At 66.4% G+C, this 24,242-nt stretch carries 20 protein-coding genes; 5 read left to right on the forward strand and 15 right to left on the reverse strand.

What is annotated here, in order from left to right:
• Nucleotides 1-2,484, forward strand: a complete 2,484-nt coding sequence (locus Y882_RS02875; RefSeq protein WP_046970367.1) for an ABC transporter permease — start codon at nucleotides 1-3, stop codon at nucleotides 2,482-2,484.
• Entirely contained in the window at nucleotides 2,485-3,597 is a 1,113-nt protein-coding gene (locus tag Y882_RS02880; RefSeq protein ID WP_046970368.1) for an SLC13 family permease, read from the forward strand.
• Nucleotides 3,598-3,633: 36 nt separating this feature from the next.
• Here the strand turns inward: Y882_RS02880 and Y882_RS02885 are convergent, their stop codons facing one another.
• Nucleotides 3,634-4,407: a DUF4097 family beta strand repeat-containing protein gene (locus tag Y882_RS02885; RefSeq protein ID WP_046970369.1), complete on the reverse strand. Its 774-nt coding sequence runs from the start codon at nucleotides 4,405-4,407 to the stop codon at nucleotides 3,634-3,636.
• 131 nt (nucleotides 4,408-4,538) lie between these two features.
• Between Y882_RS02885 and Y882_RS02890 the strand changes: the two genes are divergently transcribed.
• Nucleotides 4,539-5,051 (forward strand): hypothetical protein, encoded by a 513-nt coding sequence (locus tag Y882_RS02890; protein WP_046970370.1) that lies wholly within the window; start codon nucleotides 4,539-4,541, stop codon nucleotides 5,049-5,051.
• A gap of 100 nt (nucleotides 5,052-5,151) precedes the next feature.
• On the opposite strand, the gene mazG is transcribed toward Y882_RS02890, so the two are convergent.
• Genes mazG through gspN form a run of 6 tightly spaced genes read right to left on the reverse strand, consistent with a single transcriptional unit; the run spans nucleotide 5,152 to nucleotide 9,283 of the window.
• Nucleotides 5,152-5,967, reverse strand: coding sequence for a nucleoside triphosphate pyrophosphohydrolase (gene mazG / locus Y882_RS02895; RefSeq protein ID WP_046970371.1), 816 nt, complete (start codon nucleotides 5,965-5,967; stop codon nucleotides 5,152-5,154).
• Entirely contained in the window at nucleotides 5,964-6,791 is an 828-nt protein-coding gene (gene cysQ / locus Y882_RS02900) for a 3'(2'),5'-bisphosphate nucleotidase CysQ (RefSeq protein WP_046970372.1), read from the reverse strand. The genes mazG and cysQ overlap by 4 nt, the downstream gene beginning before the upstream one ends.
• On the reverse strand, nucleotides 6,788-7,345 hold the full coding sequence (gene nudE, locus Y882_RS02905) for an ADP compounds hydrolase NudE (protein ID WP_046970373.1): 558 nt from the start codon (nucleotides 7,343-7,345) through the stop codon (nucleotides 6,788-6,790). Before nudE ends, cysQ begins: the two co-directional genes overlap by 4 nt.
• A 19-nt stretch (nucleotides 7,346-7,364) precedes the next feature.
• Nucleotides 7,365-7,709: a hypothetical protein gene (locus Y882_RS02910; RefSeq protein WP_046970374.1), complete on the reverse strand. Its 345-nt coding sequence runs from the start codon at nucleotides 7,707-7,709 to the stop codon at nucleotides 7,365-7,367.
• Between the two features lie 9 nt (nucleotides 7,710-7,718).
• Nucleotides 7,719-8,501 carry an inositol monophosphatase family protein gene (locus Y882_RS02915; RefSeq protein WP_046970375.1) on the reverse strand — a complete coding sequence of 261 codons (783 nt, stop codon included), beginning with the start codon at nucleotides 8,499-8,501 and terminating at the stop codon, nucleotides 7,719-7,721.
• Nucleotides 8,498-9,283 carry a type II secretion system protein N gene (gspN, locus tag Y882_RS02920; protein WP_046970376.1) on the reverse strand — a complete coding sequence of 262 codons (786 nt, stop codon included), beginning with the start codon at nucleotides 9,281-9,283 and terminating at the stop codon, nucleotides 8,498-8,500. The genes Y882_RS02915 and gspN overlap by 4 nt, the downstream gene beginning before the upstream one ends.
• Before the next feature lie 25 nt (nucleotides 9,284-9,308).
• Here gspN and Y882_RS02925 point away from each other — a divergent pair, with 25 nt between their 5' ends.
• Nucleotides 9,309-10,703 carry an adenosylmethionine--8-amino-7-oxononanoate transaminase gene (locus Y882_RS02925; RefSeq protein ID WP_484488290.1) on the forward strand — a complete coding sequence of 465 codons (1,395 nt, stop codon included), beginning with the start codon at nucleotides 9,309-9,311 and terminating at the stop codon, nucleotides 10,701-10,703.
• Here Y882_RS02925 and Y882_RS02930 read toward each other — a convergent pair.
• The gene (locus tag Y882_RS02930) at nucleotides 10,700-11,026 is read right to left on the reverse strand and encodes a hypothetical protein (RefSeq protein WP_046970378.1); all 327 of its coding nucleotides are present in this window, start codon (nucleotides 11,024-11,026) and stop codon (nucleotides 10,700-10,702) included. The two genes, Y882_RS02925 and Y882_RS02930, sit on opposite strands and share 4 nt — an antisense overlap.
• Nucleotides 11,027-11,198: 172 nt before the next feature.
• Between Y882_RS02930 and Y882_RS02935 the strand changes: the two genes are divergently transcribed.
• A complete protein-coding gene (locus Y882_RS02935) occupies nucleotides 11,199-11,933 on the forward strand; it encodes a 16S rRNA (uracil(1498)-N(3))-methyltransferase (protein WP_046970379.1) in 735 nt (244 codons plus the stop codon).
• Nucleotides 11,934-11,999: 66 nt separating this feature from the next.
• Here Y882_RS02935 and Y882_RS02940 read toward each other — a convergent pair whose 3' ends face one another.
• The 7 genes from Y882_RS02940 to Y882_RS02970 all read right to left on the reverse strand — a co-directional run bounded on the left by Y882_RS02940 (nucleotide 12,000) and on the right by Y882_RS02970 (nucleotide 23,982).
• Entirely contained in the window at nucleotides 12,000-12,476 is a 477-nt protein-coding gene (locus Y882_RS02940; protein ID WP_046970380.1) for a chemotaxis protein CheW, read from the reverse strand.
• The gene (locus tag Y882_RS02945; protein ID WP_046970381.1) at nucleotides 12,473-14,347 is read right to left on the reverse strand and encodes a chemotaxis protein CheB; all 1,875 of its coding nucleotides are present in this window, start codon (nucleotides 14,345-14,347) and stop codon (nucleotides 12,473-12,475) included. Before Y882_RS02945 ends, Y882_RS02940 begins: the two co-directional genes overlap by 4 nt.
• Nucleotides 14,340-20,456 (reverse strand): Hpt domain-containing protein, encoded by a 6,117-nt coding sequence (locus Y882_RS02950; RefSeq protein ID WP_046970382.1) that lies wholly within the window; start codon nucleotides 20,454-20,456, stop codon nucleotides 14,340-14,342. The genes Y882_RS02945 and Y882_RS02950 overlap by 8 nt, the downstream gene beginning before the upstream one ends.
• A gap of 73 nt (nucleotides 20,457-20,529) precedes the next feature.
• Complete coding sequence (locus Y882_RS02955) at nucleotides 20,530-22,560, reverse strand: methyl-accepting chemotaxis protein (RefSeq protein ID WP_046970383.1); 2,031 nt, start codon at nucleotides 22,558-22,560, stop codon at nucleotides 20,530-20,532.
• Nucleotides 22,561-22,675: 115 nt separating this feature from the next.
• Entirely contained in the window at nucleotides 22,676-23,215 is a 540-nt protein-coding gene (locus tag Y882_RS02960; RefSeq protein WP_046970384.1) for a chemotaxis protein CheW, read from the reverse strand.
• Nucleotides 23,216-23,222: 7 nt separating this feature from the next.
• Entirely contained in the window at nucleotides 23,223-23,594 is a 372-nt protein-coding gene (locus Y882_RS02965) for a response regulator (protein ID WP_046970385.1), read from the reverse strand.
• A gap of 31 nt (nucleotides 23,595-23,625) precedes the next feature.
• Entirely contained in the window at nucleotides 23,626-23,982 is a 357-nt protein-coding gene (locus tag Y882_RS02970; protein WP_019464684.1) for a response regulator, read from the reverse strand.
• Nucleotides 23,983-24,242: the final 260 nt, after the last annotated feature.

The raw sequence follows: 24,242 nt of genomic DNA on the forward strand, positions 1-24,242 counted from the left end.
ATGAGGCTGCTCACGCTCTCCCTGCGCAGCCTGCGGCGCGAATGGCATCTGCCCGAGCTGCGCACGCTGGGCGCGTCGCTGGTGCTGGCCGTGGTCGCCTTGGGTGTAGTCGCCACGTTGGCCGCGCGCATGGAGCGTGGCGTGCTTGCCAGTGCGGCGGAACTGATCGGCGGCGACGTCGGCATCAGCGCGCCGCAGGCGCTGCCCGCCAACTATGCCGAGCAGGCGCGCGAGCGCGGCCTGCAGGCCACGCGCGGCGCCAGCTTTCCCAGCGTCGCGTTCGCGCATGAGCAAAGCCAGTTGCTCGACGTGCTCGCCACCGACAACGCCTATCCGCTGCGCGGCACGATGGAACTGTCGCAAGGTGCCGGCGGCACTGTGGTCGGTCATGGGCCAGCAGCGGGCACGGTCTATCTCGATCATCGCGCTCTGGTTGCGCTCGGTCTAAAGGTGGGCAACAACGTGCAGTTGGGCGGCCGCGATCTGCGCATCGCCGCTGAACTCGTGCGCCTGCCCGATGGCGGTGAGCTCGTCGCAATGGCGCCGCGGGCCCTGATGAACATCGGTGATGCCGAACAAGCGGGCCTGCTGGCGACGGGTAGTCGCGCGCGCCATCGCCTGCTCGTCGCGGGGCAGCCCTCGCCGGTGCAGGACTGGCGTTCGTGGGTACAGTCACAGACGCTGCCGCAGGGCGCGGAGCTGATCACGCCGGAGCAGACGCAGGAGCGCATGCGTAGCGCGTTCGACCGCGCCAGCGCCTTCCTGCGCCTCACGGCCTTGCTGTCCGCGTTATTGGCTGGCGTGGCCATCGCGCTCGCCGCCCAGCGCTATGCGCGCCGCAAGACCAACGAAGTTGCCCTGCTGCGCGCGCTCGGCACGCCACGGCGACAAGTACTGGGCCTGCTGATCGGCACGCTCGGTCTGCTCGCCGTGCCCTCGGTGATCGTAGGCGGCCTGCTCGCGCTCGGTCTGGCGCAGATCACCTGGAGTTTCGCCAGCCAGCTGTTCGCCGCCATCCCGACGACGCTGCCGCTGGGGCCTTCGGTGGCTGCGGCGGTGATGGGCCTGGCGGTACTGGCGGGCTTTGCCCTGCCGCCGCTGGCGCGGCTCGCCGAGGTGCCCCCGGTCGCGGTGTTCCGCGAAAGCGCGGCGCGCCGTGTGCGGCGATTTGATGCGTTGTATCTGGTGCCGGCGCTGGTGGCGCTGTTGCTGATCTGGAGCCAGAGCGGCTCGGCCAAGCTGGCCGGGATACTCGCGGTAAGCCTGCTGGGCGTGGCGGTGGTCGCCGCCCTGCTCTCGGCCCTGCTGTTGTGGGTCGCCCGTCGCGTGGCGCCCGGCGCGCATCCTGCGCTGCGCCTGGGGCTGGCCGCGCTGGCCCGCCGTCGCGGCATGAGCCTGTTGCAGGCAACGGCGCTCAGCCTCGGACTCGTCGCGCTGTTGTTGCTGGCCATCGTGGCGCCGGCCCTGCTCGAAGGCTGGCGTCGCGAATTGCCGGCCGATACGCCGAACTGGTTTCTGCTCAACCTGCAGGACGATCAGCGCGAGGGCTTCGAGCAGGCGCTCACGCGCATCGGCGGCGAGCGGCTCAACATGCTGCCGCTCGCGGTGGGCAAGCTCACTGCGATCAATGGCCAGCCGATCGACCAGCTGCACTTCAAGGACGAACGCGCCAAGGACTGGTCCGACCGCCAGCTGCGCTTGTCCTGGGCCGCCGACCTGCCGCCAAGCAACGAAGTGATTGCCGGCCAGTGGCATGGAGATCATCCCGCCCAGGCCGAAGTCTCCATCGACACCATGTGGCGCGACATGTACGGCCTGAAAGTGGGCGACATGATGCGTTTCAATGTGGGCGAAGGCAGCATCGATGCGCGCGTGGGCAGCATCCGCAAGGTGGACTGGACGTCCTTCCGGGTGAACTTCTTCCTGGTGTTCGATCCCGCGCATGCGGCCTCTTTGCCGCACACGTGGATCGCCAGCTTCTACCTGCCGCGTGGCCATGCCGAATCGCTGGCCCAGCTCTCGCGCGATTACAGCAACCTCAGCCTGATCGACGTGGACGCCATGCTCGATCGCGTGCGCGAGATCGTGAACCAGGTGAGCGGTGCGGTGCGCTGGGTGCTGGGCTTCAGCCTGCTCGCCGGTGCGCTGGTACTCGCCGCGGCGCTGGCATCGAGCGCGCAGGAGCGTCGCCATGAAGCGGCCTTGCTGCGCACGCTGGGCGCGCGACGCACGCAGCTGCGCATGGCGGCCGCCTGCGAGTTCGCCCTGCTCGGTCTGGTGGCCGGGCTCACCGCAGCGTTCGGCGCGGCGGGTACCGGGCTATGGCTGGGGCACACGATCTTCCACATCGAACACTTCGTGCCACCCTTGGGCTCGCTGCTGCTGGCGGCGCTGGTGGCGGCGATCGTGGTGATGCTGCTGGGCCTGGCGGGAACGGCGCGCGTCAGCCGCACCTCGCCGATGCGTCTGCTAAGGGAAAGCTGAGTGCCAAGCTGGATCAAACGTCTCGGGCACGAACGCCTGCTGATCGCCTTCGCGCTGCTGGCGATCGTGCTCGCCATCGTCGATCCACGTCCGTGGGCCATGCATCAGCGCTGGCTGCAGCTGCCCACGCTGGCAGGCCTGCTGGGCCTGATGATCTGCATCCAGGGCATCCGCGACAGCGGACTGGTGCAACACGCGGCGGCGGCCTTGATCGAACGCGTGCATTCGCTGCGCGGACTTGGCGTGTTGCTGGTGAGCGCCACGGCCTTGCTGTCGATGGTGCTCACCAACGACGTGAGCCTGTTCCTGCTGGTGCCGTTGACGCTGGCCATCGGCAGCATCTCGAACCTGCCGGTGATGCGTACGGTGGTGCTGGAAGCGCTTGCGGTCAATGCGGGCTCCACGCTCAGTCCTATCGGCAATCCGCAAAATCTCTTGCTGTGGCAGTACACGCATCTGCCCTTGCTTGAGTTCATGCGCGCGATGCTGCCGGCGTTCGGCGTGATGTTCGTGCTCGTGCTGTTGCTGACGCTGGTGTGGATGCCACGCGGGCGCGTGATTCTGCACGCGGAGGATATCGACGGTCATCCGGTGTCGAGCTCTCAGGCGATCCTGTCGGTGCTGGCCTTGATCAGCATGGTCGCGATGATGGAACACGACCATGCCGTGCTCGGCGCGCTGCTGCTCATCGTGCCTTTTGCCTTGCTGGAGTTCGGCACACTGCGCCGCATCGACTGGCTGCTGCTGGTGACGTTTGCCGCGATCTTCCTGGGCCTGGGGCATTTCGCCGAACTGGCGCCGGTGCAGCAGGCGCTGGCAAAGATCAATCTGGAAAATCCGCTCACGCTCTATGTCAGCGGCATTCTGGCCTCGCAGGTGATCAGCAACGTCCCGGCCACGGTGCTGCTGCTGCGACACGCACTCGATCCGATGGCGCTGGCGGTGGCGGTCAATGTCGGCGGCTTTGGCGTGGCGATCGGTTCGCTGGCGAACCTGATCGCGTTGCGCCTGGCGAAGCAGCCGCACGGGATGCGGCTGCTGCACATGGTGTCGATACCGTTCCTGCTGGTGTGTGCGCCGCTGGTCTATCTGGTGTGGCGCTGGCTGGGTTGACCCGGCCAGCGCCTGCGTCGTTCGCGGTCGGCAGGATCAGTCGTCGCCGCGATCGCGCGGCACGCTCACCTTGCCCTTGATGCCGGAGTGGCTCACGTCGCCGCTGCCCTTGGCGCCGAGCGTGAAGTCGCCCTGCACGTCGTGCACCACCAGGTCGCCCGAACCGAGCGTATCCACGCGCACGTTGCCGCCCACGCTGCGGATGCCGATGTCGCCCGAACCGATGCTGCCCACGCGCGCATCGCCGCGCACGCCGCTGATCTTCAGATCGCCAGAACCGACCGTCCCCACATCCAGGCTGCCCACGTCGTTCACGTCGATGTCGCCGGAACCGACGCTCAACGAGAACGGGCCGGAAATCTTGCTGACGTGCACATCGCCGGAGCCGACCTGGGTGCTCAGGCGCTGCAGACCGCTCACCCATGCATCGCCCGAACCCACGTTGAGCACCACCGGGATCTGCGACGGCACCTGCATGTCCAGTTTCAGATCGGTATAGGTGTAGCCGAACGAGATGTGGCTGTGTTCATGGCCGCCCACTTCCACGATCAGGCGATCGCCTTCGCGGTGCTGGGTGACGGTGAGATCGTCCAGCAGCTTCGGATCGGAAGCGCAGGCACGGCCGGTGACCGTACCGCCCTTGGCGCCATCGCTACCGCTCAGATGCAGGTCGTGACTGCGCAGTTCCACTTGCACTTCGCGCACGCCGGCCAGGTCGAGTGTGAGATTACGCGGGGCCGAGTACTGGCACTGGTCGGCATAGGCAGCCAGCGGTGCCAGCAGCAGGACGGCGAGGATGGTGCGGCGCATGAGGTGCTCCTTGTTGACGGGACAAGGCTTGGATGGCGCCCCGCGGCAAAAGGTTTATAGCCCTGGCCGTCAACCCGCGCCGGCGATCAGCGTTTTTGAGACTTCACGAACCAACGTGGGGACCCACTGCCATGCAACGCAAGACACTGCTCGCCTCCGCACTCGCCCTGATGGTCGCCGGCGCGGCCTCGCTGGTCGTGGCCCAGGACGCTCCGACGCCTCCGCCCGCCAAGGGTTCCGCCAAGGCCGCGCCGATGGCGCATGACGCCATGCCGGGCCCCATGGGCGGCCCCGATGGCGGCTTTGGCCATCCCGGCTTCGGCCGCCCGGACATGGCCGGTCCGGAGTCGCCGGTGATCGGCGATCTCGCCGCGCTGGAACGCCTCTACCGCGAGAGCGGCCGCAGCAAGGAGCTGCCGGCGCTCTACAACGACGTGCTGTCCAAGTCGCAGGACCCGCGCGTGCGCACCTACGTGTATCACCAGCTGGCCCGCCTGCAGGCAGCGCCGGCCAATCCCGATCAGGCGATCGCCACGCTGCGCAAGAGTCTCGATGAGAATCTCGCCAACGCCGCGAAGATGCGCGCCGACATGGACAAGCTGCGCAGCCAGTGGGAACAGCGCAGCAATCAGCCGAAGTCGTAAACCATAAGAAGAAAAGCGGCACTGCCGGTAGGCAGCGTCATGCCCTGAGGCACGGGAACCCCAGAGCCCGTGCCTCTTTTTTTTGCAACGTTATGGGGCCTCAGGCGGGCGTGTCGTGCAGCCGCTTGGCGCGTTGCCACAGCGCTTCCTGAGCGGCCAGGTCGTGCTCGGCCAGGGATTTGCCGTCTTCGTGCGCCAGCTGCTCCATCGCGCGGAAGCGACGTTCAAACTTGGCATTGGCATGGCGCAACGCCTGCGAGAAATCCACGTCAGCGTGGCGCGCCAGGTTCACCACCACGAACAGGACGTCGCCGATTTCATCCTGCAGGCGCTGACGGTCGCGGCCGTTGGCAAATTCGGCGCGTACCTCGTCCACTTCTTCCAGCAGCTTGTCCAGCACGGGCTGCTCGTCCGGCCAGTCGAAGCCGACCTTGGCGGCGCGTTCCTGCAATTTCAGTGCACGCTTCCACTCGGGCAGGCCGCGCGACACGCCGGCCAGCGCGCTGTCGTCATGCTGCTCGCCCTTGGCGGCGCGCTCGGCAGCCTTGATGTCTTCCCAGCCCTGCTTCTGCGCGTCGAGATCGTCGTAGCTCTCATCGCCGAACACGTGCGGATGACGGCGGACCATCTTGTCGCTGATCGCATGCGCCACGTCGGCAAATTCGAACAGGCCTTTTTCCCGGGCCATCTGCGCGTGAAAGACCACCTGCAGCAGCAAGTCGCCCAGTTCGTCGCGCAGATCGTGCCAATCCTTGCGGTCGATGGCGTCGGCGACCTCGTAGGCCTCTTCGATGGTGTACGGCGCGATCGTGGCGAAATCCTGCTGCACGTCCCAGGGACAGCCGTTCTGCGGATCGCGCAGGCGCGCCATGATGGCGAGCAGGTCGTCCATGCTGTGCTGTTTGGATTCGCTCATAGGGCTTCCAGATCCGCCGACTGCAAGCGTGCCTTCCAATCGATGGCGGCATCGCCGACAGCGATGAATTCGGGGTTGATCAGCGAATCGCCGCGGTTGTAACGCAGCGGCTCGCCGTTGAGGTCGAGCACGGCGCCGCCGGCTTCTTCCAGCACGCTCTGCGCGGCGGCGGTATCCCACTCGCTGGTGGCGCCGCGACGCAGGTAGACGTCCGCATCGCCACGCGCCACCAGGCAGAACTTGAGCGACGAACCCAGCGGCACGGACGTGTAGTCGTCGCCGATCAGCTGCTGCAGCAAGGCCACGGCCGAGCCGCCATGCGAGCGGCTGCCGGCCACGGTGGCCATTTCAGGCAAATCGCGCGTACCGATGCGCTGCCAGGCTGCGCCGACCTGGCGCTGCAACCACGCACCCTCGCCGCGGGCGGCGGCGTAAAGCTCGCCCGTCACTGGCGCCAGCACCACACCCAACACCGGCTCGTGATTGTCGATCAGCGCGATGTTCACCGTGAACTCGCCATTGCGCTTGACGAATTCGCGCGTGCCATCGAGCGGATCGACCAGCCAGTAGCGCGGCCATTCGCGCCGTTGCGACCACGGCGCGGCACGCGCCTCTTCGGAAATCACCGGCAGCACATGCTCAAGTTCGGCCAGGCCGGCGGTGATGACGCGCTGCGCGGCCAGATCGGCCGCGGTCACCGGCGAGTGGTCCTGCTTGCGCTCGACTTCGAAATCCTGCGCGTAGACCACCAGGATGGCTTCGCCGGCGTCGCGGGCGATCGCGGCAATCTGTTGCAGCAATGGGGAGAAAGGGGGCTGGCTCATGTCGGCTGAAAGCGGCCGGCGAGGTATTCGCGGGCCATGAAAAGTGCGGCGATGGAGCGGCCCTCGGTCACGTCGTCGCGCCCGACCAGGGTGTGCAGGTCGGCCAGCTTCCACGGCACTACTTCGAGTTCTTCGGGCTCGTCGCCTTCCAGGCGCTCCGGGTAGAGATCCTGTGCCAGCACCACGTGCGCCATATGCGTCATGTACGACGGCGACAACGACAGGTTGTGCAGGATCTTGAGCTTGTGCGCGCCATAGCCGATCTCTTCCTTGAGCTCGCGGTCGGCGCCCTGCTCCACCGTTTCGTCGCGATCCAGGCGCCCTTTGGGCAGGCCCAGTTCGTAGCGGCCCACGCCCGCGCCGTACTCGCGGATCAGCAGCACGGTCTCCTCGTCGATCATCGGCACGATGATGACGGCGCCCAACCCGCTGCCCTTCAGGCGTTCGTAGGTGCGGCGTTCACCGTTGGAAAATTCGAGATCGAGCTGCTCGACGCGTAGAAAGCTGCTGTCGTGCACGTCCCGGGTGGCATGGATGATCGGTGGCTTGTGCATCGGGCGATTGTAGCGCGGCTCAGCGACTGGCCGCCGGAGCCTGCCTGCGGCCGACAAAAGCGGCCCAGATCAGCAAGCCGAACGCGATGGCGTGGAGCAGGCTGGCGGCTACCGACCAGATCATCAAGACACCGCGCACGCCGGCCATCGTGCCCTGCGTCGTCGCGTGCGGCAGATACCAGCCGTATACGGCGGCATTGGCCAGCGTGATCAGCAGCTGCAGCGCACAGGCCAGCAGGATCAGCAGCGCCGCCGTGCGCGCAGTTGGCCACAGCACGGCGGACAGCCCCATGCCCACGACCGCCGCGATAAACATCGGGCTGTTGCCGAAAATCCAGGCATAGATGGGAGCGATACCTTCCATGAGCGTTCCTCAGTGCGGGAGTGCAAGACGGGTAAGTGCCTGGGCGTGGATCGCCGGCGTGCCGGCCAGCACGCTCGTGGTGTCGAGCGAGAGCGCGTGGCCATGGATATCGGTAAACACACCGCCCGCTTCGCGCACGATGACGGCGAGTGCGGCCACGTCGAGTATGTTCACGTCCGACTCGATCACCAGATCCAAGCCACCGCGCGCCAACAGGTGGTAATGGCAGAAATCGCCATAGCCGCGGATGCGGTTGCTGTCGGCAATCATCGCGCCCAGCGCCTGCCAGCGTGCATCCCTGGTCAACGTCTTGATGTTGCCTGTGGACAGCGAAGCCTTCGCCATCTCATGGGTCTGGGCCACCTGCACGCGCTCGCCATCAAACCACGTGCCGCCACCTGCGCTGGCCCACATGACCTCGCCATAGACGGGCGCGCTCGACACGCCAAGCACCAGTTCGCCGCGATGCATCAGTGCGATCTGGGTGGAGAAAAACGGCGTGCGGCGCACGAAGCTCTTGGTGCCATCCAGCGGATCGACCAGCCACATCAGCGCGGCGTTGCTGTCGTCGCGGCCGAATTCCTCACCGTAGATGGAGGCCTGCGGCAGCGCATTGTGCAGGATCTCGCGGATGGCCAGTTCGGCTTCGCGGTCGGCGACGGTGACCGGCGTGTCGTCGCTCTTGAGCTCCACTGCCACGCCCTTGCGCCAGTAGTGCCGCAGCACCAGCGCGGCGGCCTCGGCGGCCTCGCGCGCGGCGGCCAGCGCCTTGGGCAGATCCAGTTCGCTCATCGTTGTTCCCCCTGCAGGGCGGCGGCCAGACCGCCACTGTAATGGATGTGGGTAACGCCCTCGGCATCGACCGCGCCAAAACCGGCCAGCCATCGTTGTAGCGCGGGATTGCTCCCACGCGGTGCTGCCACGGCGTCAAAGCGGCGCGCCAGCGGGCTCAGCTGCAGGCGACCGTCGACGCGCAGCGGACCGTGGCCGACGTCCTGCACCGGTCCCTCGATGACGCCATTGGTTGCTTGCAGTTCGGCATGCACGCCGCCCAGACGAAGATCACCCTGGCGCGGCATGCTCAACGCGGCATCCTGCCATGCCACTCGCGCATCCATCGACCACGGCCAGCCGCCGCGCAATTCGATGCTGCGCGCCGTCGCCCGCAGCGTGCCTCGGGGCACGCCACCCAGGACCAAAGGACTGCCGCCAAGTACGGTCAGGTCGATGCGCATTTGGACGTCCGTCCAGGTGGCGTCCGTCGCGCGACTGCCGGTCATGGTGCCCACGACATCAACGCGGGGACCTTGCAGTTCCACATGCAGGCGGTTGTCGCCCAGCAGGGCCCGGCGCGACAGCTGCCATTGCAGCGTGCCCAGGTTGTCGCCCCGCGCCGACAGCACCTGGCCGGCCTTGCCGTCCCATAGCAGGCCACTGACCTCCTGCAGGCGCACGCCATTCAGGCGGGCATTGAGCCAGGGCATGGCCCAGCGTGCCGGCAGGAACCACAGCAGCGCAAAAGCGAGGACCAACAAGGCCAGCAGGCCGGTGAGTGCAGTACGCCAAACCTTCAAATCGGCTCCCTGGTGGACGCAAGACTTGAGCAGGCACGCTCGAAACGCCGATCATAGCCGGATGAACACTCTCCCCGCTGCCGACGCGCTGGTGCGTCGTGACCTGAGCCTGCTGTGGCATCCCTGTACCCAGATGCACGATCACCAGACGGTGCCGATGGTGCCGATCGCCCGCGGCGAAGGCGCCTGGCTGATCGATACCAGCGGCCGGCGTTACCTGGACGGCATCAGCTCGTGGTGGACCAATTTGTTCGGCCACGCCAACACGCGCCTGGCGGCGGCCCTGGCCGATCAGGCCAGGACACTGGAGCACGTGATTTTCGCCGGTTTCACCCACGAACCCGCCGTCGCGCTGGCCGAAGCCCTGGTGCGCGTGACGCCGCCGGGCCTGGATCGCGTGTTCTATGCCGACAATGGTTCGGCCGCGATCGAAGTGGCGCTGAAGATGAGCTTCCACTACTGGCTTAACCAAGGACACGGCGAGAAGACGCGCTTCATCGCGCTGACCGGCAGCTATCACGGCGAGACGCTGGGTGCGTTGTCGGTCAGCGACGTGGCGCTCTATCGCAAGACGTATGCGCCGCTGCTGCTTACGCCGATCCTCGCGCCGTCGGCCGATACGTACGAAGCGTTGCCTGGCGAGACGCCGAGCGATGTGGCGAAACGTCGTCTCGATGAATTGCGCCAACTGCTGGAGCAACACGCGCACGAAGTATGTGCGGTGATCGTGGAGCCGCTGGTGCAATGCGCCGGCGGCATGCGCATGTACCACCCGGATTACCTCACGGGATTGCGCCGGCTTTGCGACGAATACAACGTGCATTTCATCGCCGATGAAATCGCCGTGGGTTTCGGTCGCACGGGCAGCTTGTTTGCCTGCGAGCAGGCCAGCGTCTCGCCGGACTTCATGTGTCTTTCCAAGGGACTCACCGGCGGATTCCTGCCGCTGTCCGCGGTGCTCACGACCACGAAGGTGTATGAAGCGTTCTACGCCGAGTACAGCGCCGGCAAGGCGTTCTTGCATTCGCACAGCTATACCGGCAATCCGCTCGCCTGCCGCGTGGCGCTGGAAACGCTGAGGATCTTCGACGACGAGCCGGTGCTGGAACGCAACCGCGTGCTGGCGGCGCATCTGGGCAAGCGCCTGGCGCCGCTACGCGATCATCCGAACGTCGCCGACGTGCGCCAGACCGGCATGATTGCCGCAGTCGAACTGGTGGCGGATAAGGCCAGGCGCACGCCGTTCGCCTCGACGGAACGGCGTGGACTGCGGGTCTACCTGCATGGACTCGAGCACGAGGCGTTGCTGCGTCCGCTCGGCGACATCATCTATTTCATGCCGCCTTACGTGGTCAGTACCGACGAGATCGATCATCTCGTCGATACCGCCGTGGCAGGCATCGAGCGCGCCGTGGCTTAGTGACCGCCGGTCACGGTGATGCTCGGATCCAGCTGCTGCAAGGCCGGACCCAGCGTAGGCTGGCCTGTGTTGCGGATGTCCTGGTAGCTGTAGCTGCGTCCGGGTACCGGCAGGCAGGTACCCGGCTTGGCGGGAATCAGGCTGCCCGTGCTCTGGATGCAGTTGCGGTCGCCCGGTTGCGGCGGCTTCTTGGACACCGACTGGTTGGCCATGTCCTGCTGGCTGCTCTGCACCGTGGCACCCGCGACCGCCGAGGTCTGTGCCATCGCAAGCGGGGTCGTACCCAGCGCCAGGGCTAGTACGAGTAGGGATTTGCTGACCATGATCCACCTCCGGGGAATGAGGGATGGCTTACATGCTGCGCCGGCTCCGGCCGGCAAGCAAATGCCGCCAGAACAACATCTCTCGCCCATTCAGCTAGTCGGGCGCAGGCCGCATCGGACGGTGCCTCGCCGGTCCGCTATGCTTTTCGTTTCCTCCCTGCCATAACGTCCCATGCGCACCATCCGCATACATGTCGAACTGCCGCTGGCCGTGGGCCTGGAACTGGGTCTGCCGGCCCAGGCGGGCGAGCACGTCGCGCGTGTGCTGCGCCTGACCGCCGGCTCGCCGATCACCCTCTTCAACGGCGATGGCGTGGACTACCCGGCAGTAATCCAGGCGGTAGGTAAGCGCGATGTCACCGTCCGGGTGGAAGCCGCCCAGCCGGTCGGCAACGAGTCGCCGCTGCCGCTGACCCTGGCCCAGGGCGTGGCCCGGGGCGAAAAGATGGATCTGATCGTGCAGAAGGCGACCGAGCTGGGGGTGGCGCGCATCGTGCCGCTGCTGACCGAACGCTCGGAAGTGAAGCTCGATCCCGCCCGGGCGGAGAAACGCCTGGCCCATTGGCAGGCCGTGGTCGCCAGCGCCTGCGAGCAGAGCGGCCGCGCCCGGCTGCCGACGGTGCTGCCGGCCGTCCCGCTGGAGCACTGGCTGCGCGAGCTGCCGCAGGACGGCGCGCTGCGCCTCGCCCTGCTGCCCGAAGGCACCCGGCGCGCGGGGGAGCTGCGCTTCACCCCGGCAGGCGGCCTGCTGGTGGTCGGCCCGGAGGGTGGCCTTGGCAATCGCGACACGGCGGCATTGACCGAGGCGGGCTTCGAAGGCTTGCGCCTGGGGCCACGCATCCTGCGCACGGAGACGGCCGGCCTGGCCGCGCTGGCGGCACTGCAGGCCCTGCACGGCGACGTCTAAGCGCAGAAACGAAAACACGCCCACTCAGGGCGTGTTTTCGGGTGTCACAAGGTCAATCAGGTCAGTTCAGCTGGCCGGCTCGAGCAATTCGAGCAGCTCCGCTTCCATGCCTTCCAGATCCGGGATCACGGCGATGTCGTCGCGCACCAGCACCTGTGCCTTCACGCCCGGCGGCAGCGGTGCGCCGTCGTGGGTCGGGATGATCAGCTCCGCGTTGAGCGTGGTCAGGCGCGGGAAGCCCTGCGTCACCACGGCAATGAAGGGCAGATCCGGATGACCGCCGAGCGCCTTCAGCACGGCGACGCGGTAGGACTGTTCGCTGTCGCCCTCGCCGGCGCCCGCCAGCGTGTTGAACGAGACCAGCGGCACGCGCCAGCCGCGCCAGGCGATGCGGCCGAGCAACCACGCGGGCGCCCCTTCCACCGCTTCGGGCGTCGGCATCGTGATCACTTCGGCCACGGTGGCATTGGGCAACAGCAAGCGCAGGTTGCCGACCGGCACCAGGACGCAACGAATTTCACGCGGTAGTGGCAAATCGCTCATCGCCGGCCCTCCATCGACATCTCTTCCACCAGGCGCGCCGCGAGTTCCGCAGGCGTGCCCGAATAACTGTGCAGGCGCTCGGCTTCGATGCCGTGCACCATATCGGCAAACTGGCCGTCAGACGATTCAATCCACACCTGGCCGCCGCGATCGTGGATCGCCTGGCAGCCGCCGAGTGCATCGTTGGCCTGGCCCGCGAACACGATGGCTTGCGCGTTACGGCCAAACACATTGGCCGCCAGCGTAAAGCTGGCATCGATCGGCGAGCTGCGCACGTCGCTGTTGTCCAGCGACTGCAGTTCCACGCGACCGTCGCGATGCACGCGCGCCTGGTGGCCGTCGGGCACCACCAGTACTTCGCCGATGCGGGCACGCATGCCTTGCGCGGCGATGCGCACCGGCAGCTCGCTGTAGCGCGTCAAGGTATCGGACAACGCTTCGACCGACTTGCCGCCCAGATGCTGGACATGCAGCACGGCCGCGCGCAGGTCGGCAGGCAGCATCGAGAGGAAGGAACACACCGCCTCGAGACTGTCCGCCGCGGCGCCCAGCACGAGCAGGCGGCTGATGGCGCTGTCCAGATCGTCCAGCATCATCTCGGTGACGGTGGCGTCGAATTCCTTCGGCGCCAGCGCCTCTTCCATCGAAACCAGTTCCAGCGTCATACCCGGCTCGATGATGGAAGCGGTTTCCTCGCCACCTTCCGGCGCCAGGAAATCCGCGGCGCTGAGCTTCTCGACGCCGAAATTCGTGGCCTTGGCCGGCGCCGGCGTAGACGGCGCAGGCGCCTCGCCTTCGTCGAGCAGTGCCCAGGCCGAAGCCGCACCCAGCAAGGCGGAAGGTGATTTGTCCTGGCTCTCTGCCACGGCGGTCGACGGCATGAACGATTCGTCCAGCGGCGCGAGGGCAAGATGGTCAAGCTGGAACGAAGGCATGTGTCGCGCGGCGGCATCGGGTGCCGGCGCATCGATGGGTGCGTGGCCCTGGGTCGTCAGCGTATCCAGCCCGAAACTGCCGTCATGCAACGGCGGCAGCTCGGCGTCGGCGCTGAATTTCAGACCCGAACCAAAGTCGTGGTCGACGGCAGCGTGGCCTTCGGGCGCACCGAAGTTGCCGTCATGCAGTTCCGGCAGCGGCTCGTCGGCCGAGAATTTCAGACCGGACCCGAATTCGTCTTCCGCTTCGAACGGCACATCCTTGAGCGCGGCGAAATCGTCCAGATGCAGCGGCTCTTCGGACGCATGGAAGGACAGCTCCGAACCTGCTTCGGCTTCCGCCAGCGCCGGCTCGTCGGCGCTGATGAAGGCCTCCAGCTCGGCAGCCAGCGACTCGGACTGCACTTCGGTGGCTTCGACCGCCTGCGGTGTGATTTCGGCCGGTGTGATCTCGGCCAGCGCGACCGGTTCCAACGCAGCGGCGAAACTGGGCAGCGGTTCGTCGGGCACGACGACCGCCGGAACTTCTACGCTTTCCACGGCGACCGGCTCGGCCACTTCAGGCACGGCCGGCGCATCCTGCGGACGCGGCGGATCCAGGTCGCCCTGCGCCATCACCTTGACCGCGAGATGGCGCGCCCAACGGGCGCGATCCCAACCATTGAGCGAGCGGCTGGCGGCGGCATCGTTGAACACCACCCGCGGACGGTCGCCGTCGATCACGTCGTAAAGGCGATCGAGATCGTCGTCGGCGTCCTCGTCCAGGTTCACCACCAGCACTTCCGCACCGGTATTGACGATCATCTGCTTGTCGAGCGTGGACAGCGCACCTTCGTGCACGATCCTGGCCCCGCGCTCCCGCAACGCTTCACGCAGCTGCCCGCCGAGTTCCACGTCATCGAACAACAACGCCACCGCGGTCGCCGTTTCAGCCATTGAGCGACTCCGTGATGCGCTGCTCGAGCACTTCGCCAATCTGCGCCAGCAGCTCGGCTTCCTGATAGGGCTTGCCGAGGTAGCGGTCGACGCCGATGTCGAACGCGCGCTGGCGATGCTTATCGCCGGTACGCGAGGTGATCATGATGATCGGCACATCGCGCAGACGCGGATCGGACTTCATCTGTGTAGCCAGCTCGTAGCCGTCCATGCGCGGCATTTCGATATCCAGCAGCATCAGGTCGGGCACGCGCTCATGCAGCTTCTCGAGGGCGTCCACGCCGTCCTTCGCCGTGGCCACTTCGTACTCGTGGCGCTCCAGCACGCGGCCGGTGACCTTGCGCATGGTGATCGAATCGTCGACCACCATCACCAGCGGGCGCACGCGCTGCTCTTCCACCACCGGTGTCGCCACCGCGGTGAGGCCTTCGTCCAGGCGCTGCAGGCGGCGGGCGATGCCGTGGCGGACCAGCGGGGCGAGATCAAGAATGATCAGCACCGAGCCGTCACCCATGATGGTCGCGCCGAGGATGCCCGGCACCGAGCTGATCTGCGGACCGACCGACTTCACCACGATTTCGCGCGAGCCGATCACGGCATCGATGCGGATCGCAGCGCGCAGGTCGCCCGCGCGGGTCAGCAGCAGCGGAATCTGCTCATCGTCGCCGACGTGCGTGGTCACCGCACCCAGCAATTCGGACAGATGGTGGATGTCGAAACTCTCGCCGCCGTAGACGAAGGTCGGCTCCGGCTCGGCCATGCGCTCGGCCAGTTCGGCCGGGCTGATGCGCGCCACGCCCTGCACCGAGGTCATCGGGATGGCGAAGTTGGATTCGCCGATGCGAACCAGGATGGCCTGCGTGACGGCGAGCGTGAACGGCAGCCGCAGCACGAAGGTGGTGCCCTGGCCTTCCTTCGACTCGATCGACAGCGCACCGCCGAGCTGCTTGATTTCGTTCGCCACCACGTCCATGCCCACGCCGCGACCGGCCAGCTGGGTGACGCTGCTGGCGGTGGAGAAGCCAGGCTGGGTGATGAGGGCGAGCACCTGATCGTCACTCAGACGGGTGTCGTTGCGGATCAGGCCACGCTCGATGCCGCGCTTGCGGATGGCGTCGCGGTCCAGGCCGCGGCCATCGTCGGTCACGCGCACCACCACCTCGGTGGCTTCGCGTGCCACGCGGATGCGCACGGCGCCTTCTTCCGGCTTGCCGGCCTTGCGGCGATCCTTGGGCGATTCGATACCGTGTGCGACGGCGTTGCGCAGCATGTGCTCGAACGGCGCCTTGATGCGGTCGAGCAGGTTGCGATCCATTTCGCCGTGGGCGCCTTCCACGTACAGCTGGGCGCCCTTGCCTTCTTCCTGGGCGGCCTGGCGCAGCGTGCGGCGCAGGTTCGGCACCATCGTGTCGAACGGCAGCATGCGCGTGCGCAGCAGACCTTCCTGCAGCTCCGAGCTCACGCGCGACTGCTGGATCAGCAGCGTTTCGGCCTGGCGGGTCAGTTCGTCCAGCATGCCCTGGATGGACACAAGGTCGGATACCGACTCGGCCAGCGCACGCGAGTACTGCTGCAGCTGCGAGAAGCGGTCGAGCTCGAGCGGATCGAACACCGAGATACCGGCTTCGCGATGCTCGCGCTGGAAGCGCGCGATGATCTGCGCTTCGGTTTCGATTTCCATCATGCGCAGCTGACTGCGCAGACGCTGCACGGTCTGGTCCAGTTCGACCAGGTTGAAGCGGTAACCGGCCACCTGCTGTTCGAGGCGCGAGCGGTAGATCGCCACCTCGCCGGCATGGTTCACCAGCGTGTCGAGCAGTTCGGCGCGGACGCGGATCTGTTCCTGCGGCGTGCTCGGTGCGTCTTCGCGCTCTTCCGGCAACAGCTCCGGCAAGAGGTCGGGCAGCGGCTCGGACAACACCACCGGGCGGGCCGGGAACGGCACCACGTTGGGCGCTTCCGGCGCCTCGGCATGTGCTGCCGTCTCGCCTTCGCCAGCCATCGCGAGGAAGCGGTCGATGACGGCCTGCGGGTAAGCCACCGGGCGGCCTTGCGACACCAGCTGCACCAGACCGTGCAGCTTGTCGAAGCCCACTTCCAACGCGGCGATCAGTTCGCCGATATGCGCCGATTCGGCGTGGATCGGCCGTTCCAGTGCCGTTTCGATGGCGTGCGTGAGGTCGCCCACCGGCACCATGCCGGCGATGCGCGCACCGCCCTTGAGCGTGTGCAGGTCGCGCAGGATCTCGCCCAGATGCTCGATCGCACTCGGCTCGGCACGCCACAAAGCGAGCACGCCGTCGGAGTGGTCGAGAATCTCGCGTGCTTCCTCGATGAAGATTTCCAGCAGGTCCGGATCGATCTGGCTGGGCAGCAGCGCGTTCTCGTCGATGACCTCTTCCGGCGCGGCTTCCTGCGTCGGCGTCGCCTCGACTTCCGCTTCGGGAGCCGCCGCGGCTTCGACCAGAGCCTCTTCACTCGGCAGCTCCGGCGCATCGAGCACCGGTGCTTCCAGCACGATCTCTTCGATCGGCGTTTCTTCGATCGGCGTTTCTTCGAGCGTGATTTCTTCGAGCGTGATTTCTTCAACCGGCTCGAGGTGCTCGATCACCGGCTCGGCAAGCTGCTCGAGTTCCGGCTCGGCCGACTCGATCTCGATGGACGGCGCCGTCTCGTCGAGTTCAGCCGCAGGCGTGGCGACGTGTTCGACCGAGGCTTCGGCCTCGTCGACCACCGGGCCGATTTCCAGCGTCTCGGCGTCGTCGAGCAGGTCGGCATAGGCCTTGCTGAAATCGTCTTCGTCCGTCACCGGCACCTGCGTCGGCGCGTGATGCGCGCTCTGCTCGGCCGTCGGCAGATGGGCATCGAGATCGAACTCGCCCAAGGCAGCGAGCAGTTCGTCGGTGTACTTGTCGGTCTCGGACACCACCGGCGGCGCGGCCAGCTCGATGTGCTCGACCGGCTGCGAGGCGTCGGACAGCGCCTCGTCCAGCGAGGCACCCAAACTGGCCTCGTGGGTGGGTTCGGCGGCCTGCAGCGGTGCCTCGTCGGACACATCGGCCGGCGTTTCGAACAGCACGTGCGCGACTTGCGGCTCGGGCTGGCTGTCGCGCAGTTCGGTCAGGCGGTGGATCAGGTTGTCCAGATCCGGCAACTGCGGCGACGGCACGTCGAACTGACCCATGACGTGATCGACGGCATCGGCACTCTGGCTCAGCAGCATCACGCCTTCGGGCGACAGCGGCAGGCCGGCGGCGCGCAGGCGCTTGAGCAGGCTTTCCAGCGGCGACAGCAGCTGGGTCAGCACCGGGATGTCGACCATCGCGATGGCGCCATGCAGCGTGTGGACGGCGCGCAACAGGCTGTCCTCCACGCGCAGTTCGCCGTCGGTGCGGTTGATCGCGGTGCGGATGGTGGCCAGGTACTGCGCCACTTCGCTGCGCAGGATTTCCAGCAGCACCGGATCGATCGGCGGCATCACCGGCGTGGCAATGAACTCGTGCACGGGCGCGACCGGCTCAACCGGCGAGCTCTCGATCTGGGCCAGGCTGGAGGCCGGAATGGCTTCGGCGGAGGTGTCCACACGCGGCACGCGACGACGCACCACGCGGCGCACCGTTTCGGTGCCACCGGCCGGGGCGATGTCGGCCAGACGCGCGTCGGCCTGACCGGCCGACAGACGCTCGGAGATCTCCATGATGGCGGTGAGCGGCGCCGTGACCAGGCCGTCGCCCGTCAGCGCGGTGCGCAGCTGCGGCAAGGCATCGATGGCGGCGCTGACCACTTCCTGCACGCCCTCGCTCGGCGGGATCGACTGATCCAGCACGCGGTTGAGCATGTTCTCCACCTTCCACGCGAACTCGCCGAGCATGGTGGCGCCGACCAGGCGGCCCGAACCCTTGAGCGTATGGAAGGAGCGGCGGATCGAGGTGAGCGAATCGATCTGCTGCGGATCGGCCAGCCAGGTCTTGCGCGCGGCATGCAGGTTGTCGATTTCTTCCTGCATTTCTTCCAGGAAGATGTCGCGGATGTCGTCGTCAATGCCGGCGGTGCTGGACTGGAAGCCTGCTTCGATGGCGGCATAACCGGAGCCGGACACCGGCACTTCCTCGAGGATTTCTTCCTCGATTTCGATCCAGTCGTCTTCCGCAGCCTGTACCGGTTCCTGCGGCGTGACGTGGACGGTATCAGCCAGGCGCAGGCCGGTGATCTCCTGCGGCGCCGGTTCGGGCGTGTCGCTGTGACCCACGATCAGACCCGACAGGTCTTCGCCGTGGCCCAGGCTGACGCTTTCGGAAAGCTCCGGCTGGTTGGCGAGCGCGGCGGCAAGTGCGGCGTCGGCCGCGCGTGCGACCTCGACCGGCGGCTCGTCCAGCTCGTCTTCCGACGGCGCACGGACGGCCGGCGGCGGCCAGTAACCGAGGCTGCTGAGGCTGTGCTCGGCCACATCGAGAATGTGTTCCAGACCACCGCGATGTTCGCGCGCGGCTTCGAGGTAGTACTCGAGGGCGGCGAGTGCATCGGCGAGGTGATCCATCTGCGCGGTGCTGGGCACGCGGCGATCGGCCAGCAGCTCGTTGCCGACGAAGCGGCCAATGCCTTCGGCCAGTTCGGCCGGACGCGGCGCAGACAGCATGCGCATTGCACCAGCGACCTCGTCCATCAGCGCGCCGACATCGGCGAGCTGGGTCGACTGCCAGCCCGATTCCACGTAGGCAACGATGGCGTCCTTCACCTTGCCGGTGTTGGCGGTCGCCTCGTGCATCAGGGTGGCGAGGATGTGGCGCGCTTCACTGCGCGGCAGCATCGCGGTCGGCATTTCGGCGGTGGTTTCGCCGTCGGCGCCAAGGCTTTCGATATGGTCGTCGAGCGAGGCTTCGACGTAGAGCAACGCGCCGGCGACGTCGAGCAGCAGCTCTTCGTCCGGTGCGCGCACGCGGCTGGCGATTTCTTCCAGCACGCGACGCTGTTCATTCACCACGCGACGCGGCACCCCCAGGGCAAGCATGCCCAGGGTGTCGCCGACGCGTTCGAGCACTTCGGTCTGGCTGGACAGCTGCGCCGGATCGGCGTCGGTCTGGCGCAGGAACAGGTCGAGCGCTTCCTTCACCCGCAGCAGGTCGTCCTTGAGCGCCTTGGCGACGGAGTCCAGCAAGGCGCGGTTGTGGCCGGCCATCGAGCCGCGGGCGTGTTCGATTTCGCTCGCTTCGGGCAACAGCGCGTCGAGCGAATAAGTCTGGCGCAGCAGCTCCATGCGCGGGCTGCCCTGACGGACCTGCCCGACCACGTACAGCAGCTTGCGGGCGAGCTCGTCGGCGTCGCCGCCGCGCAGGTTCGCCTCACCGTGTTCCACCAGCTGGCGGATGCTGCGATCGACCTTGCCGATCAGCTGACGCACTTCGCCCGTCTGGCTCTTGAGCGCACCCTGCTGCACGCCTTCCAGCACGCCGGCCGCGATCCACCACAGGCGACGGCCCGGGATGGTGTGGCAACGCGCGGTGATGGCGTCCAGCGTCTGGATCATGCCGCCCAGCTGCTGATCGTTGCCCTGCCCGCGGAACCACGACAGCAACTGCTGCTGGAAACGCAGGCGCAGCGTGGTGACTTCGCTGCGCTGACGCTCGACCAGCAATTCGGTCGGCGGCGTCGGCGCCTGCGCCGGCAGCGGGAATTCGAGATTGGGCGTGAACAGCGCCGATTCGTGCAGCGCCTGCTGGCCGCGGCTGGAACGCAGATCGTTGAGCAGCGGCAGCAGCACCACCGGCACGTCGCGATGACCGCCGGACAGGCGTTCAAGGTAATCGGGCAGCTGCATCAGGCCACGCATCAGCGCGGCGTAGGCTTCCTCACGGTTCGCCACATGGTCTTCGAGCAGCGAGATGGCGAGTGTTTCCATCTCCTCGGTGACCATGGCGGCGCCGTATAGCTCGACCATGCGCAGCGTGCCGTGCACCTGGTGCAGGCTGTCCGCACAGGAGCGCATCGCATCCCGGTTGCCCGGGTTGTCGACGTAGGACTCCAACGCCTCGCGGGCCACGGCGAGCGTCTCATCGAGCTCGGGCTTGACCCACTGCAGGGTGGTGAAATCGATATGGTCTTGAAGTCTCATGCGCCCCTCTCACCGATCACGTAACGGTTTGTCACGCAACCGCGAGGTTGCCCCCCGTGAAAAACGTTTTGTGTCAACCCGGCAGCTTAAAGTGCGCCACCGAGCGCCGCAGGTCACTCGCCAGCTGGGCCAGGTAACCGATCGAGTCGGCCGTCTGGCTTGCGCCCTGCGAGGTCTGCGAAGTGATTTCCTGAATCGCGTTCATGGAAACCGAGATGTCCGATGCCGCGGTGGACTGTTGGCGCGCCTGGGTGGAGATGTTCTGAATCAGCGCCGACAAGTCATGCGACACGCGCTCGATATCGCCCAGTGCGCTGCCCGCGTCTTCCGCGAGTCGGGCACCGGCCACCACTTCGGCGGTGGTCTGCTCCATCGAGTTCACCGCTTCGTTGGTATCGGACTGAATCGTCTGCACCAGCGTTTCGATTCGCTTCGTCGCGCTCGCCGAACGTTCGGCGAGGCGCTGCACTTCGTCCGCCACCACCGCGAAACCGCGACCCGCTTCACCGGCGGACGCTGCCTGGATGGCGGCGTTCAAGGCGAGGATGTTGGTCTGCTCGGCAATGTCGTTGATCAGTTCCACGATCGAGCCGATTTCCTGCGAGGACTCACCCAGGCGCTTGATGCGCTTGGAGGTCTCCTGGATCTGGTCGCGGATCGAGTCCATGCCCGAGATCGTCTCGCGCACCACTTCGGCGCCGCGCGAGGCGATTTTCACCGAGCGCTCGGCCACGTCGGCCGACTCGGCCGAATCCTTGGACACCGTATCCATCAGGCTGGCGATCTGGTTGATCGCGGTGGTCGCCGTGCTGATGCGCTGCGCCTGGTTCTGCGCCGATTCGGCCAGGTGGCGCGCGGTGGTCTGCGTTTCCTGGGCCGAGGAGGACACCTGCTCGGACGTCTCGTTGATCGTCGTCACCAGGGTGCGCAGCTCGTCGATGGCGTAGTTCACCGAGTCGGCGATGGCGCCCGTGATGTCTTCGGTCACGGTGGTCTTGACGGTCAGGTCACCTTCGGCGAGCGAACCCATTTCGTCCAGCAGGCGCATGATGGCCTCCTGGTTACGCTGGTTGAGTTCGGTCGACTCCTGGAAGCGGCGACGCTGGTCGGAAATCAACTGCACGATAAGCACGGCCAGGAAGGCGGCCGCACCGATGGCGCCGAGCACGCCCCACCACAGGTTCGGGAACAGGCGGCGGGTCGGCAGCTTGCCGATCTGGTCGGCCAGTTCGTTCGCGCGCAGCAGCACGTTCTGCGAATCGAGCGAGGCCTGGTTGCCGGCGCGCTTCACGTCGCTGAGGTTGCCTGCCGCGCCGACCAGCTTGCCGACCGGGTCCTGCAGGTTGTCCCACTGGCCCTGCATGTCGGTGAGGATCTTGCGTGCGTTGGCGTCGCCCATCGAGCGCACGCCCACTTCGGTGTTGCCTTCGAGCAGGCCCTTGAGCACCGAGCCGTACAGCTGGCCGTCGCGGGCCAGGCCGTCGGCGGCGGGCTGCGAGGCGTCGCCACCCTGCAGCACTTCCTGCACTCGGCGGATCATACGGTCAGCCAGCAACATCTGGCGGGCGGAGGTGTACGTCTGCTCTGCGCTACCGCCGCGCTGCTGCAGGATGTTCACCACCTGCTCCATGCTGGAGTTCAGCACGGGCAGTTCGCGGCCCAGGGTGGCGGCACGCTGCGAGGAGTCCACCACCAGCGCCTTGTTGGACAGGATCTTGCCGATGTCGGCGTCGAGCTGTCCCCAGGCGTTGGTCAGGGCGCCGACGGCGCGGCCGGCCGGCGTCGCGTTGTTGTCGGCATAAGGCTTCATGCCGCTCTTTTCATCGCCTTTGTTGAGGCGCTGCACAGCGGCATCGATGGTGTTGCGGTTTGTTTCCAATTCCTTGAAGGAATCGACGTTACCGTCCGCGGCTTCCAGGGCAAGCTTTGCCGTCTGTTGCGACAACACCTGGATCTGGGTGGTGAGACCCGTCGCCTGTGTATCTTCGCGGCCACGCAAGGTAAGCATGGCGAAGTCGACACCCGTGAAACCGAACGCAATGACCAGCGCAACGATGAGGCCTGTATAGCCCCGCTCTTTGCCCACGCCCCCTGTAGTGCTCATTTCGTTCACCTCGCCCTTCTACGCCTCGCCGCCCATGCCGGCGAAGGCGTCGGATCATCGCCCTGATTCCGGCCTTGAGCAGCGCCGGTCCTACTTGTGATTCAACGCTTGCGCGTCAGGCCGCAGCCTGACGGAAGTCCGGCGCGCGAACCAGCTTGCCCATACTGAACACAGCCAGCCGCGAATCGCCTACGCGATCATCCACGAAACGTGCCAGACGCGGATCGTCTTCCTGCTCAGCCTGGCGACGCTGTTCGGCGTCGACCGTACGCTGTCCGAAGACTTCATCCACCATCAGCGCCACGCTGCCCGCGCCCTGGCGCACGACGAGGAGTCGCGTGCGTTCGGTGTGCTGGGTGCGTTCGCCAAACAGAAAACGGGCCAGATCGATCACCGGCACCAGGTTGCCGCGCACGTTCGCCACGCCCATCAGCCAGGGCTGCGTGCCCGGCACAGGAGTGAGCGACGGCACCGCCAGCAGTTCGCTGATCTCGTCGATGCCGCTGACGAACAGGCGGCTGCCTGCGCGATAGCCGATGCCGCGCCACAGACCAGGCGCTTCGAGGCTTTCCGGCGTGCCGGAGGCATGCGCCAGCGACAGGCGCTCATACCGGGCAAGGATTTCGAACGGCGAGAGCGAGGCGGTCTGGCTCATGCGTGCCTCATGCGGCGTTCGGCAGCAGATCGTTGATGCAGGCCAGCAGGTCCTTCTCGTTGACCGGCTTGGTGATGAAGGCACGCGCACCCTGGCGCAGCCCCCAGACCCGGTCGGTCTCCATGGACTTGGTGGTGATCATCACGATCGGGATATTGGAGGTCATCGGATCGCGCGTAAGCGTACGGGTGGCCTGGAAGCCGTTCATGCCGGGCATGATGACGTCCATGATGACCAGATCCGGTTTCTGCTCGCGCACGCGCTCGATGCCGTCTTCGGCATTGCCGATGGAATCAACCTGATAGCCGGCGCGCTCGAGCAGCGTGGTGAACACGCGCACGTCGGTCGGAGAATCGTCGATGATGAGAATATTGGCCACAGGCCCCCCTCAGACCCTGTAGTCGTCCGACTTAAACCGTAACGACATGTCGATGGATTGCACCCAGCAGTTCATCGCGCGTGAACGGCTTGGTCAGATATTGTTCCGCGCCCACGATGCGCCCGCGTGCCTTGTCGAACAGGCCGTCCTTCGAGCTGAGCATGATCACGGGCGTACCGCGGAACTGCGGGTTGTTTTTGATCAGCGCGCACGTCTGATAGCCGTCAAGTCGCGGCATCATGATGTCGACGAAGATGATCGCGGGCTTCTGGTCGGAGATCTTGGCAAGCGCCTCGAAGCCGTCCACCGCCGTAAGCACGTCGCAACCTTCTTTCTTGAGCAAGGTTTCGGCGGTTCGACGGATGGTTTTCGAGTCGTCGATAACCATGACCTTGAGGCCGGCCAAGCCATTTCCACTTATGTTCAAGTTCACAACACCCCCCTGCGACCCGCCCCTGGCTCAGGTAAATCCTGCGACCGCCAACCGGTGGGCTAGCGGTCCCATGTTTGAGATACAAACCCGCACATCCGTGAAGACGTACGGCAACCATTCAGCCGGCAGGCACTCGTGCGTAGCTGTTTACCGCCTGCCTGACCTAACGTCAAGCTGAAATCTTAAGTTAAGCGTGCTACGTCATTGAATCGAAC

This window comes from Dyella japonica DSM 16301 (assembly GCF_001010355.1).
Classification (GTDB): domain Bacteria; phylum Pseudomonadota; class Gammaproteobacteria; order Xanthomonadales; family Rhodanobacteraceae; genus Dyella; species Dyella japonica.

What these genes read in the sequence shown, in the direction of transcription:
- Y882_RS02875 (WP_046970367.1), top strand. Translation starts at nt 1, where the DNA reads ATGAGGCTGCTCACGCTCTCCCTGCGCAGCCTGCGGCGCGAATGGCAT.
- Y882_RS02885 (WP_046970369.1), bottom strand. Translation starts at nt 4,407, where the DNA reads ATGCGCCGCACCATCCTCGCCGTCCTGCTGCTGGCACCGCTGGCTGCC.
- Y882_RS02890 (WP_046970370.1), top strand. Translation starts at nt 4,539, where the DNA reads ATGCAACGCAAGACACTGCTCGCCTCCGCACTCGCCCTGATGGTCGCC.
- mazG (WP_046970371.1), bottom strand. Translation starts at nt 5,967, where the DNA reads ATGAGCGAATCCAAACAGCACAGCATGGACGACCTGCTCGCCATCATG.
- cysQ (WP_046970372.1), bottom strand. Translation starts at nt 6,791, where the DNA reads ATGAGCCAGCCCCCTTTCTCCCCATTGCTGCAACAGATTGCCGCGATC.
- nudE (WP_046970373.1), bottom strand. Translation starts at nt 7,345, where the DNA reads ATGCACAAGCCACCGATCATCCATGCCACCCGGGACGTGCACGACAGC.
- Y882_RS02910 (WP_046970374.1), bottom strand. Translation starts at nt 7,709, where the DNA reads ATGGAAGGTATCGCTCCCATCTATGCCTGGATTTTCGGCAACAGCCCG.
- Y882_RS02915 (WP_046970375.1), bottom strand. Translation starts at nt 8,501, where the DNA reads ATGAGCGAACTGGATCTGCCCAAGGCGCTGGCCGCCGCGCGCGAGGCC.
- Y882_RS02930 (WP_046970378.1), bottom strand. Translation starts at nt 11,026, where the DNA reads ATGGTCAGCAAATCCCTACTCGTACTAGCCCTGGCGCTGGGTACGACC.
- Y882_RS02935 (WP_046970379.1), top strand. Translation starts at nt 11,199, where the DNA reads ATGCGCACCATCCGCATACATGTCGAACTGCCGCTGGCCGTGGGCCTG.
- Y882_RS02940 (WP_046970380.1), bottom strand. Translation starts at nt 12,476, where the DNA reads ATGAGCGATTTGCCACTACCGCGTGAAATTCGTTGCGTCCTGGTGCCG.
- Y882_RS02945 (WP_046970381.1), bottom strand. Translation starts at nt 14,347, where the DNA reads ATGGCTGAAACGGCGACCGCGGTGGCGTTGTTGTTCGATGACGTGGAA.
- Y882_RS02950 (WP_046970382.1), bottom strand. Translation starts at nt 20,456, where the DNA reads ATGAGACTTCAAGACCATATCGATTTCACCACCCTGCAGTGGGTCAAG.
- Y882_RS02955 (WP_046970383.1), bottom strand. Translation starts at nt 22,560, where the DNA reads ATGAGCACTACAGGGGGCGTGGGCAAAGAGCGGGGCTATACAGGCCTC.
- Y882_RS02960 (WP_046970384.1), bottom strand. Translation starts at nt 23,215, where the DNA reads ATGAGCCAGACCGCCTCGCTCTCGCCGTTCGAAATCCTTGCCCGGTAT.
- Y882_RS02970 (WP_019464684.1), bottom strand. Translation starts at nt 23,982, where the DNA reads ATGGTTATCGACGACTCGAAAACCATCCGTCGAACCGCCGAAACCTTG.